This window comes from Pseudomonas sp. LG1D9 (assembly GCF_002949995.1).
In the GTDB taxonomy this organism is placed as follows: domain Bacteria; phylum Pseudomonadota; class Gammaproteobacteria; order Pseudomonadales; family Pseudomonadaceae; genus Aquipseudomonas; species Aquipseudomonas proteolytica.
Genome location: NZ_CP026881.1, coordinates 1036812 through 1048624, shown reverse-complemented (window position 1 = coordinate 1048624; position 11813 = coordinate 1036812). Strand labels below are relative to the sequence as shown.

The following is an 11813-nucleotide window of genomic DNA, read 5'->3' as shown; positions in this document are numbered from 1 at the left end:
ATGGAACGCATCGATCACGTACTGCCCTGGGGCCACTTGGGCTGCGAGCGCCAACTGACGGTGTTCCGTTTCGGCCACGGCGAGCGCAAGGCGTATATCCAGGCCAGCCTGCACGCCGATGAATTGCCGGGAATGCGCGCGGCCTGGGAGCTGAAAAAGCGCCTGGTCGAACTGGAGCAGCAGGGCGCCCTCAACGGGGTGATCGAGCTGGTGCCGGTGGCCAACCCGATGGGCCTCGGCCAACTGCTGCAAGGCAGCCACCAGGGGCGTTTCGAGATAGGCAGCGGCAAGAACTTCAACCGTGATTTCGTGGAGTTGAGCGAGCCGGTTGCGGCCTTGCTGGAGGGCAAGCTGGGGGATGATCCCCACGCCAACGTGCGCATGATCCGCCAGGCGATGAGCGACACGCTCAACGCGCTGCCTGAGCCGAGCAGCCAGCTGCAAGGCATGCAACGGGTATTGCTGAGCCACGCCTGCACCGCCGATGTGGTCCTCGACCTGCACTGCGACGCCGAAGCCGCGCTGCACATGTACGCGCTGCCCCAGCACTGGCCGCAATGGCGTTCGTTGTCGGCGCACTTGAATGTAAAAGTCGGCCTGTTGGCGGAAGACTCCGGTGGCAGTTCGTTTGATGAAGCCTGCTCGCTGCCCTGGCTGCGTTTGTCGCGGGCGTTTCCCGAGGCACAGATTCCCCTGGCGTGCCTGGCGACAACCCTGGAGCTGGGTGGCCAGGCCGATACCGGACGCGACGAGGCCATCTTCCATGCCGAAGGCATCCTCGCGTTCCTCGCCGAGCAGGGCCTGATCAACAGTGAATTTGCGGCGCCGCAATACGAGCCGTGTGAAGGCGTGCCCTTCGAGGGCACCGAATTGCTGTTTGCACCCCATGCCGGAGTGATCAGTTACCTGTGTAAGGCCGGTGACTGGGTGGAAACCGGCGAACCGATTTTTGAAGTGATTGACCCTGTGGCCGACCGCGTCAGCATTGTCTGTGCCGGCACCTCGGGGGTGTTGTTTGCCGTTGAACGGCTACGTTATGCCCAAGCGGGTTTCTGGCTGGCCAAGGTGGCGGGGCGCGAAGCGCTGCGTCACGGGCGCTTGCTCAACGACTGACCAACTGTTTTTGTGAGAACCGACCGCATGTACAAACTTGAAGTCCAAGACCTGCATAAACGCTATGGCAGTCATGAAGTGCTCAAAGGGGTGTCCCTGGCCGCCGCGGCCGGCGATGTGATCAGCATCATCGGCTCCAGCGGTTCGGGCAAAAGTACCTTTTTGCGCTGCATCAACCTGCTGGAGCAGCCTCACGCCGGCAAGATCCTGCTCAATAACGAAGAGCTGAAGCTGGTGGCCAACAAGGACGGCGCGATGAAAGCTGCCGACCCCAAGCAGTTGCAGCGCATGCGTTCGCGCCTGTCGATGGTGTTCCAGCATTTCAACCTGTGGTCGCACATGACCGCGCTGGAAAACGTCATGGAAGCACCGGTGCACGTATTGGGCATGTCGAAAAAAGACGCCCGTGAAAAGGCCGAGCACTACCTGGCAAAAGTGGGCGTGGCCCACCGCAAGGACGCTTTCCCCGGCCATATGTCCGGTGGCGAGCAGCAGCGCGTGGCGATTGCCCGGGCGCTGGCGATGGAGCCTGAGGTGATGCTGTTTGACGAGCCGACCTCGGCCCTCGACCCGGAGCTGGTCGGCGAAGTACTGAAAGTCATGCAGGACCTGGCCCTGGAAGGCCGCACCATGGTGGTGGTGACCCACGAAATGGGCTTTGCCCGCGAGGTGTCGAACCAGTTGGTGTTCCTGCATAAAGGCATTGTCGAAGAGCGCGGCAACCCGCGTGAAGTGCTGGTCAACCCGCAGTCCGAGCGGTTGCAGCAGTTCCTGTCCGGTAGTTTGAAATAATCAAGGCCGTTGCTCCCCCTGTAGCAGCGAGCTTGCTCGCGAAGATCGTCAACGCAAACGCGGGAAGCCTGATACCCCGTGGTGTTCTCAGGTTTTTCGCGAGCAAGCTCGCTCCTACGGGAAAGCAGGTCTTTATCGTTTTTAAGCTTTGTGTTGGTTTACGGGCTAGCATTGGCCTTTGTCTTCATTACCGTTACTCGCTTCGGATAGCACTCCATGACCGCCCATAAAATTGGTTTCCTGATTTGGCCCAGCACAAAAGCACTCACGCTTGCGCTGGCTGAGGAGGCCTTGCGCGTTGCTCAGCGTGTGCATCCGGATGTGGTGTATGAATTGTCGTTCCTGCAGGCCGAGCCGCAAACCGAAGGCGCCTGGCAACTGCCGGGTGAGCCTTGGGCCGGCAAGCTCGAAGGCTTCCAGAAACTGTTCCTGCTGGCCGACGAACCGCCGACCGTGATCGCCTCGCAACTAAGCTCGGCGCTCAAGCAGCTCGTTCGTTCCGGATGCGTGATCGGCGGCCTGTCGGCAGGCGTGTATCCGCTGGCGCAACTGGGCCTGCTCGACGGCTACCGCGCCGCCGTGCACTGGCGCTGGCAGGACGATTTCGCCGAGCGTTTTCCCAAGGTCATCGCCACCAGCCATTTGTTCGACTGGGACCGTGATCGCCTGACGGCCTGCGGTGGCATGTCGGTGCTCGACCTGCTGCTGGCGGTGCTGGCCCGTGACCACGGCGCCGAACTGGCTGGCGCGGTCTCCGAAGAACTGGTGGTGGAGCGCATCCGCGAAGGCGGCGAGCGCCAACGAATCCCCCTGCAAAACCGCCTGGGCTCCAGCCACCCGAAGCTGACCCAAGCCGTGTTGCTGATGGAAGCCAATATCGAAGAGCCGCTGACCACCGACGAAATTGCCCAGCACGTATGCGTGTCCCGACGACAACTGGAACGGATCTTCAAGCAATACCTCAATCGCGTTCCCAGCCAGTACTACCTGGAGCTGCGCCTGAACAAGGCGCGGCAGATGTTGATGCAGACCAGCAAGTCGATCATCCAGATCGGCCTGTCTTGCGGCTTCTCCTCGGGGCCGCACTTCTCCAGCGCCTACCGCAACTTCTTTGGCGCCACCCCCCGTGAAGATCGCAACCAGCGCCGTAGCAGCAGCCCGTTCGAATTATCGTCGGTACCCTCCGAGCGCGGCTGACAAGGCGCCGCTTGTTGTGGAGAGGGGACAAGCCCCCTCACCGCAGCAGGCTCACTCTTCCATAGGCTCTGGCGTGCTGGGCGGTGTCAGTGCGGCACGGTTTTCGTCGAACATCGCTTCTTCCACGCCCAACTCATAACCGGTCTGCCGATAGTAAGTGCGCAGTAGCGTCATGCTTGCGGCGGACAAGGGGTTGCCGCTCAGGTCTGAGTCGTCGTTGAGGGGCAAGGGCATTTCCAGCAGGTCTGTCGGCAGGTGCTGGATCAGGTTGTCGCTCAAATCCAGGGCCTGCAAGCGTGGCAGGCTGAACACTGCCAGCGGCAGCTCGCTCAACCCGCAATTGTGTAGGTAGACGATGACCAGGCGTGTGAGATTGCGCAGGTCCGGACTCAGCGTGAGCGGGTTGTCGCTCAAGTCCAAGTGGGTGAGGTTGGTCAGGCGCGACAGCTGCTCGATGCTGTCTGGTGTCAGGTGGATTGAGTTTTCGTTGAGTTTCAGGTGCTGCAGGTGATTGAGATCAAACACGCGCTCGGGAATGCGCTGCAGGGCATGGCGCTCCACCGTCAGGCTTATCAGGTTGGGGAAAGCGCGCAGGAACTCGCCTACACGTTTATGGTTACCGTCGCCCATCAGTTCCAATAGCGTGACATGCTCCAGGCGCACATTCAGCGGCGGCAGATCGCCGAGCAGTGAGTTGTTGAAGATCAGCTTGTAGCTGCGCCGAGTCGGCCATTGAGTTTCGTCCGGTTCCGTCTCTCGACGCCAGCAGCCCAGGAGTAACTCCTTGAGCGCCAAGCGGCGAACCTGTTCCTCGGCGCGCGCGTTTTCGTTCAGTAACGGGACTTGCAATTGATCCATGAGCGGCACGTTCAAGGCCCACTCCTGCAGCTGGGTGCCCAACTCTGCGTAGTCGGCGCTCAGGCGGTTGATATGGGTGTCGGCGTCCTCCAGTTCGCCCGGCAGTTCGAAGAAGATGCGCTTGCTGTCACGCTCCGAAAGCGTGGGGTAAAGGGTCTTGAGGCGCTGCAGATCGCTGGCGGGAATGTCAGCGTTCCAGTGTTCTCCCTTGGTTTGGCAATAGCTTTTCACACGTCGCAGGGTGGAGGGCGACAAGGGGTTGCTCGACAGGTCAAGCGCGGCGCTGACGGCGGGGGGCAAGAGGAAGGCCTGGTCTGGCAGCTCGCGCAGCAGGTTTTGGCTCAAGTCCACGCGAGCGCGCACCGTGGCGGGTTGAATCAGTGAGTCGGGCAGTTGCGTCAAGCTGGTGTTGCGCAGTGAGAGGCTGATCAGCTGTGGCATTCGGCTGAAGTCCGGCAGTGTCGTCAAAGGGTTGCTGTTCAGGTTCAGGTGCTTGAGTTCGACCATGCGCTGCAAGGCTTGCGCGCTGGTGGGCGATAAGCTCAGGGCGCAGCGTTCCAGCACCAGGTAGGAGAGTTGCGGCAAGTGGCTGATCTGCGGCAGTTCACCCAGTGCGTAGTCCTCGATATGCAGCCCGGTCAGCGCGGGAAAGCTCTGCAGGAACGCATCCAGATTCAAGGGTGTCCCGCGACCTTTGAGCGCGAGCATCGACACGTGATTGAAGGATGCACGCAGGGCGGGCAGTGTGCCGCTCACGGTGATGAATAGGCTGAATTCGTAGCTGGACGTGGGTTGCCCCTCGGGTGGCTCGCCCGACGTCACATCCCGGCGCCAGCCGGTCTCCAGGGCATCAATGAAGCTGTGGCGCAAGGCTTGTTCTGCCGCGTCGACGCGGCTGTCGTTGGCCCAGTCGAGGGTGTCCAGGCGGATGAGGGGAAACTCGCTTTCCAACCGGTTCATCTCGGTGCGGCCGGCAGCCAGGTCGCCCGGCAGGGCAAAAATGAAGCGGTTGATTTGATCGCCGTTGAATGAGGGGAACAACCGTTTGGCCTGCTCCACGTCGGGCTGGGGCGGGGTGGCTTCCAGATAGTGATGGGTACGCTGGAAGTAGATTTTGATGCGTTCCAGCGCCTCGTTTGAAAGCGGGTTGCCGGACAGGTCGAAGTGCCGCGTGATGTCGGTGGGCAGCTCGAACAACTGCGCAGGCAGGTCGCTGATCTGGTTGTTGGACAGCATCACGAATATCAGATGAGCGCGGCTCAACAGACCAGGAGGCAGTTGGCTGATGCCGGTGCTGGCCAAGTCCACGTATTGCAACTGCGGCATCTGTTCCAGGTTGGGCAGCAGGGTCAGGGGGTTGTTGTACAGGTCAAGGGTCAATAGGCGCGTCATGCCGTTGACGACAGCCAGGCTTTGCTCGGTCAGGCTGATGTTGCAACCGCTCAGGATCAGTTCGTTGAGCCCAGTGAACGAGGCCAGGCAAGGCGGCAGTTCGTTCAAGGCTACATTGCGGATGCTCAGGTAGCGCAGCCTTGGAAAAAGCTGCAGGAAACCGTCGACGTCGATGCGCTGGTGCGCACCTTGCAGTTCCAGGTGCGAGATATGGTCGAAGTTTGCAGTCAGTGCGGGCAGTTCGCCGAGCAGTGGGCCGGACAGTCGCAGCATGCGGCCGTTGGTGGCCGGTGCCTCGTAGAAATTGTCGATTGCGGTTTCCTGGCGCCACGCCCGGCGCAACTGGTGGGCGAACAGGCTGCGATCACGGCGCAGGTACTCCTTGTCAGTCGCACTGAGCGGCGCCTGAGTGAGAGGGTGCAGGTCGGGCGTTTGAGATTCCCAGACCGTCAGGGCGAGGTCCAGCCGGATGTATTCGTTTCTCAGGCGCGTCAGCACTGGCTGGGCACCGCCAAAGGTGTTTTGCAGGGTGGCGATCATTTCGCGGACTTTTGCCGGCGACAGTTGCGGGCGCAGCGTCTGCAGTTGTTGCTCCAGTGAAGGGCCGCGGCTTGGGCCTGGCTGTTCGGGAAGGGCCGGCGGGTAGCCGTCCATGCCGCCGCGCAGGCGCATGACCGTGGGATCGTAGGCGGGTTTGCGCGGCGGGTCGGTATCAAGCAGCGTACGCAGGCTCGGGCGGTCCAGTGGGTGTTCGCCTATTGCCTGCTTGAGGCGCGGGCCCTGGCCGATATGGATCTGCAGGGCATCCCGGGCACTGTCAGGCAGGGCTTGCAGGATGGCGGTGTAAAAATCCGTGCTGCCGAACAGCGCGCCTTGGCCGTTTTCCGGGATGTATTGGCCGTCGGGTGTCGCCACCAGGGTTCTTTTGGTCAACGCATAGGTAGGGCCGATTGCATCGAGCAGCGTGCCTTCGGCGCGGTACTCCCTGACTTCCAGGCGTATCCACGTCGGCCAGCCGCTGAGGTTTTCCAGGGAGTGCAGGGCCAACCGGCAAGTGTCCGGGTTCTCCACGGTGTCCAGGTACAGCCCTTCATAGGCGCGGGTGGTGCGCACTTCATGCAGCGACCACTCGGCCAGTTCCGCCAGGCGCGTGGGTACATTACCGGCGTCGATGGCCTTGAGTTCCTCGCCACTGGCGCTGGACAGCAGTTCCTCGGCCACCGGCGCGGGCAGGCCGGGACGCGAGGCACTGTCGATAATTTTCTGCACCCGGGCATTGGGCGCGCGGTCCAGGCCGCGGTAGCGTGACTCGAATAACGAGAAACGCTTGTCCTGGGCGATCCGCGCCAATTGCTTGCGCAAGGTGGTGGCGCGGGTGCGGCTGGAAGAGGGCGGCAGGCCGAACTCTTCTTCCAGCAGGTGTTTGCGCTCCGGCTCACTCAAGCCCTCGATCAGGGTCGGCAATAGATCGCCGTTGTGCAGTTGTGCTTCCAGCACCTGTACGGTGCTGGCCCCCTCGTCACCGGGGAATTGCCAGAGGGTTCTGCCGCTGGCATCGAGTACCCGCAGGGTCTTGCTGGAGGGCCATAGTCCATAGCTGATGAGTAACTGCAACAGGGCCTGCGGATCGGCCTTGGCGTAGACCGCCGGATCGTCACTGTTCAGTTGCGCCAGGAAGTCCTGCAACTGCTGGTCGATGCCAAAGCGCTTGAGGCTGTCAGCCAGCAGTGGCGGGGGTGTCTGCTGGGTGGCATGCACTTTTCGCAGGGTGTTGTCGTGGGTGGCGCTGCAGTCGCGGACCTGGGCCAGTTGCTCATCGCTGAAGCTATCGGTCTGGTAACCGAGGCGGCGCATCAGGGTGGCGCGGTCCCAGCCCAGTGGGTTCTCCAGCTCTGTGACCCAGGCGCCCTGGCCATTGGTCATGACCTGCAGGCGGTAGGCTCCAGGGCGCGTGGGGTGCTGGATGAAATAGCGCCCGGCGTCTTGTTCTACGTGGTAATGCTCACCGTTGAGGGCAAGGATGGGTTTACCGTTGTGCCGGTGCAGGCCTTGCGCGTCAGGGCGGGTATCGGCCGGCAGCGTCACCTCCTGGCGATAGGGGCTGAGGTCCGGTTGCCACAGGCGGTGTTGACCATCGGGGCGCTTGACGGGCAGCAGACTTTCGAAAAAATCCAGCATCTGCTGGGGTAAAGCCTTGCGCAGCAACTCGGTGGCGATGGGAATGCCGGTGGCAAACAGGCCCAGTTGCGCCAGTTGTGCCATCAAGCCCAAGGCATGGCCCAGGGCTTCGCGTTGCAGGCCCTGGGCCCAGTCGACAACCCCTTCGAAGGCTTCGTCGAGGACTTGATAAGCGGTGTAGGCGAGCATCAGCGCGCCCAGGGGCGGGATGAATGGCAGGGCCACAAAGGCGATAACTTGCAAAACACTTTCGGCGATCTGCTGAATGAACGCCCAGCGTCGCCAGCGGGCGTTCTGGTCGACGCGCGCGGTGGCGACAGCGCGGCTCTGGCTGTCGGCTTGCAGCTTGCTCAGTTGCATCTGGAACAGATGAGCGAACAGATCACCGCTGATTTTAAGCCCGCGAAACTGCAGGTTGGGGCGCTGTGTGGGGCTCTCGCGCCAACTGGGCAGCGGATCGCCTGCGGTGTGCGGGTGCCACGAGACCTGGCCGAGGCGTTGGTTGAGGTTGGCAAAAAATACCGCGGCGTCTTCGTGGCGTACAAAGCGGCTGAAAAACTGTTGATAGTCGGTGGCGCGCAGACTGGCGACCAGGCTTTGCATGAACGCCGCGCTGCTGGGGTAGTGTTTGACCGGGGTTTGCGGGTCGTCGGGAATGTAGGCGATCAAGGGCACCACCTCGCGGCTGGCCTCCAGGTCCGGAGCAAACAGCACAATGCCAGTCAGGCGGCAGTCCATTATCAGCAGTTCATGGGCCACCAGCGGCGGGCAGCCGTTGTGTGCTGCATGGCCATTGTGGAGCAGGTTGAGGACGGCATCATGGCTGGCGGCAGGCAGGTCGTCCTTCAGCAAGGCCATGTACAACGCCAGCTGTAGCGCCCCCAGGTGGCTTTGTTTGAGCCAGTATTCCAGGCTGGTGCGGGCCACGGGATTGTCCAGGTCCAGGTATTCATCCAGATAGCGCCGATAGGCCGCGCCGATATCCAGGCGGCGGCACAGTTGGGTGAATTGGGCGATGCTGATCTTCGCGTCCAGGGCCGGCAGTGGGCTGAACTGGCCCGCCGGCGTTGGCTGGGTGCTGAATCCGGAGTGCTGCTCGTAGGGTTCGTCGGTTTCGAAGTTATGCAGGGCCGCGTCCAGCAACGAGACCGACCATGTGCGCGCCGCCCCCGGCTTGACGGTGAACCCGGCGAGGGTCAGCGGCACATACAGTTGCAAGTAGGTCGTGCGCACGTCGGCGTCGACGCCGAACTCATCCTTGAGCGCCGCTTGCAGGCGTGCGGCGCCAAAGGTCTCGGGGCTCTGCAGGGCGGCGAGGGCTTTATCCACGCGGTTTTGTGCGGTCCAGGCGGCGGCATTCAGTTGCTTGAGATGCGCGTGCTGCTGCTCGGTGGCGCGCAGGTACCAGTCGGCAATGGCTGGCGTACCCTCGGCCAGCGCCGCACGCTTGGCGGCTGATGCAGTGCCCAGCCAGGAGGGGATGGCGTTGCTGGGGATGTCGAGGTGCGGGGATTGGGTTGCAAGCGGTTGCGCCATGGTGCCTGTCCTTGATGGCTCTTGAAGTTCCTTCAGCAAACCAGTGCGCAAGGCGGTGCAGGCGGTAGACAGTTAGTGCGAGCGTGTTTTGCGGATTTGCGAAGATCCCGTCATCCCCTGCCCACAAAGCCGTTGCACGGTTTAAACTGCGCCTTTGCGACGCTATTTGTCGCATTGGCGTAAACCCGCGCAAAACACGGGTTGGCGCTATAAGAAGTTGTCGCTTGGCGGCAAGGCCGCTCTGAAAACTGTCCTTACAATCCCTGCATCGCCCGCCAGTTCCAGGCAGGCGTTCCTCTTCAGGAGACTCCGATGTCCGTTGAGCAAGCCCCGGTGCAACGTGCCGATTTCGACCAGGTCATGGTGCCTAACTACGCACCTGCCGCTTTCATCCCTGTGCGTGGCGAAGGTTCGCGCGTGTGGGACCAGGCGGGTCGCGAGCTGATCGACTTTGCCGGCGGCATCGCAGTGAACGTGCTGGGCCACGCCCACCCGGCGCTGGTCGGTGCACTGACCGAACAGGCCAACAAGCTGTGGCACGTCTCCAACGTCTTCACCAATGAGCCGGCCTTGCGCCTGGCCCATAAGCTGATCGATGCGACCTTTGCCGAGCGGGTGTTCTTCTGCAACTCCGGCGCCGAAGCCAACGAGGCCGCCTTCAAGCTGGCCCGTCGCGTGGCGTTCGACCGTTTCGGCAGCGAGAAATACGAGATCATCGCCGCCCTGAACAGCTTCCACGGCCGCACCCTGTTTACCGTCAACGTCGGTGGTCAGTCGAAATACTCCGACGGTTTCGGTCCTAAAATTACCGGTATCACCCACGTTCCGTTCAACGACCTGGAAGCGCTCAAAGCCGCCGTGTCGGACAAGACCTGCGCGGTGGTCCTGGAGCCGATCCAGGGCGAAGGCGGTGTATTGCCGGCCGAACTTGCCTACCTGCAAGGCGCCCGTGACCTGTGCGATGCCAACAATGCGCTGCTGGTGTTCGACGAAGTGCAGACCGGCATGGGCCGCAGCGGCCACCTGTTTGCCTACCAGCACTACGGCGTGGTGCCCGACATCCTGACCAGCGCCAAGAGCCTGGGCGGTGGTTTCCCGATTGCCGCGATGCTGACCCGTGAAGACCTGGCCAAGCACCTGGTGGTCGGTACCCACGGCACCACCTACGGCGGCAACCCGCTGGCGTGTGCGGTAGCCGAAGCGGTGATCGACGTGATCAACACTCCTGAAGTGCTGGCAGGCGTCAACGCCAAGCACGACCTGTTCAAGGCCCGCCTGGAACAGATCGGCAAGCAGTACGGGATCTTCACCCAAGTCCGTGGCATGGGCCTGCTGCTCGGTTGCGTATTGAGCGACGCGTTCAAAGGCAAGGCCAAGGATGTGTTCAACGCGGCCGAGAAAGAAAACCTGATGATCCTGCAAGCCGGCCCGGACGTGGTGCGTTTTGCCCCGAGCCTGGTGGTGGAAGATGCGGATATCACCGAAGGCCTGGATCGTTTTGAACGTGCTGTAAAAACGCTGACGCAAGCCTGATAGAGACACATTTGTCTAACGAACCGGATCAAATGTGGGAGCGGGCTTGCCCGCGATAGCGATCTGTCAGTCGACGTTGTTGTGACTGGCCCACCGCAATCGCGGGCAAGCCCGCTCCCACATTGGGACCTGGGTGATTCCAGGTTCAGTGTCCGGCATTTTTTTATGAAGTTTTCGAGTTAAGGAGTGACACCATGCTGGTGATGCGCCCCGCGCAAATGGCTGATCTGGGCGAGGTACAGCGTCTGGCTGCGGACAGCCCGATTGGTGTCACTTCCCTGCCGGATGACGTTGAACGCCTGAGCGACAAGATCGCCGCCAGCGAAGCGTCCTTCGCCGCCGAAGTGAGTTTCAATGGTGAAGAAAGCTATTTCTTTGTCCTTGAAGACACCGTCGCCGGCAAGCTGGTGGGCTGTTCGGCCATCGTCGCTTCGGCCGGGTATTCCGAGCCGTTCTACAGCTTTCGCAACGAGACCTTCGTCCACGCGTCCCGCGAACTGAAGATCCACAACAAGATCCACGTCCTGTCCCAATGCCACGACCTGACCGGCAACAGCTTGCTGACCAGTTTCTACGTGGTGCCGGAACTGGTGGGGTCGGCGTGGTCGGAACTCAATTCCCGTGGCCGCCTGCTGTTTGTCGCCAGCCACCCCGAGCGCTTCGCGGACTCGGTGGTGACCGAGATTGTCGGCTATAGCGACGAGAACGGTGATTCGCCGTTCTGGGATGCCATCGGCCGCAACTTCTTCGACCTCAACTACGCCGCCGCCGAGCGCCTGTGCGGGTTGAAGAGCCGCACGTTCCTCGCCGAACTGATGCCCCATTACCCGATCTACGTGCCGTTGTTGCCCGACGAAGCCCAGGAAGCCATGGGCCAGGTGCACCCGCGTGCGCAGATCACCTTCGACATCCTGATGCGCGAAGGCTTTGAAACCGACCATTACATCGACATCTTCGACGGTGGCCCGACCCTGCATGCACGGGTTTCTGGCATCCGTTCGATTGCCCAGAGCCGTGTGGTGCCGGTGAAGGTCGGCGAGATGGTCAAGGGCGTCGGCCGCCAGTACCTGGTGAGCAACGCGCAGTTGCAGGATTACCGTGCGGTGATGCTGGAACTGGACTACGCGCCAGGCAAGCCAGTGACCCTGGACCTGGAAGCAGCCGAAGCCCTGGGCGTCGGCGAAGGCGCCAGTGTGCGTCTGGTAGCGGTTTAA

At 61.9% G+C, this 11813-nt stretch carries 6 protein-coding genes; 5 read left to right on the top strand and 1 reads right to left on the bottom strand.

The annotated features are described in order from the left end of the window. From C5F71_RS05105 to C5F71_RS05090, 3 genes are all read left to right on the top strand, one after another. On the top strand, positions 1-1113 hold the full coding sequence (locus tag C5F71_RS05105) for a succinylglutamate desuccinylase/aspartoacylase family protein (RefSeq protein WP_104910754.1): 1113 nt from the start codon (positions 1-3) through the stop codon (positions 1111-1113). 27 nt (positions 1114-1140) lie between these two features. Continuing rightward, on the top strand, positions 1141-1905 hold the full coding sequence (locus tag C5F71_RS05100; RefSeq protein ID WP_029294441.1) for an ABC transporter ATP-binding protein: 765 nt from the start codon (positions 1141-1143) through the stop codon (positions 1903-1905). Between the two features lie 216 nt (positions 1906-2121). Beyond that, positions 2122-3102, top strand: coding sequence for a GlxA family transcriptional regulator (locus tag C5F71_RS05090; protein ID WP_070994681.1), 981 nt, complete (start codon positions 2122-2124; stop codon positions 3100-3102). 51 nt (positions 3103-3153) lie between these two features. Here the strand turns inward: C5F71_RS05090 and C5F71_RS05085 are convergent, their stop codons facing one another. Continuing rightward, a complete protein-coding gene (locus tag C5F71_RS05085; protein ID WP_104910752.1) occupies positions 3154-9066 on the bottom strand; it encodes a dermonecrotic toxin domain-containing protein in 5913 nt (1970 codons plus the stop codon). Between the two features lie 312 nt (positions 9067-9378). Here C5F71_RS05085 and C5F71_RS05080 point away from each other — a divergent pair, with 312 nt between their 5' ends. Further along, positions 9379-10599: an aspartate aminotransferase family protein gene (locus tag C5F71_RS05080; RefSeq protein WP_029294446.1), complete on the top strand. Its 1221-nt coding sequence runs from the start codon at positions 9379-9381 to the stop codon at positions 10597-10599. A gap of 194 nt (positions 10600-10793) precedes the next feature. Next, the gene (gene aruF / locus C5F71_RS05075) at positions 10794-11813 is read left to right on the top strand and encodes an arginine/ornithine succinyltransferase subunit alpha (protein WP_029294448.1); all 1020 of its coding nucleotides are present in this window, start codon (positions 10794-10796) and stop codon (positions 11811-11813) included.

Coding starts and splice junctions, on each gene's coding strand:
- C5F71_RS05105 (WP_104910754.1), top strand. CDS start 1: ATGGAACGCATCGATCACGTACTGCCCTGGGGCCACTTGGGCTGCGAG.
- C5F71_RS05100 (WP_029294441.1), top strand. CDS start 1,141: ATGTACAAACTTGAAGTCCAAGACCTGCATAAACGCTATGGCAGTCAT.
- aruF (WP_029294448.1), top strand. CDS start 10,794: ATGCTGGTGATGCGCCCCGCGCAAATGGCTGATCTGGGCGAGGTACAG.
- C5F71_RS05085 (WP_104910752.1), bottom strand. CDS start 9,066: ATGGCGCAACCGCTTGCAACCCAATCCCCGCACCTCGACATCCCCAGC.
- C5F71_RS05090 (WP_070994681.1), top strand. CDS start 2,122: ATGACCGCCCATAAAATTGGTTTCCTGATTTGGCCCAGCACAAAAGCA.
- C5F71_RS05080 (WP_029294446.1), top strand. CDS start 9,379: ATGTCCGTTGAGCAAGCCCCGGTGCAACGTGCCGATTTCGACCAGGTC.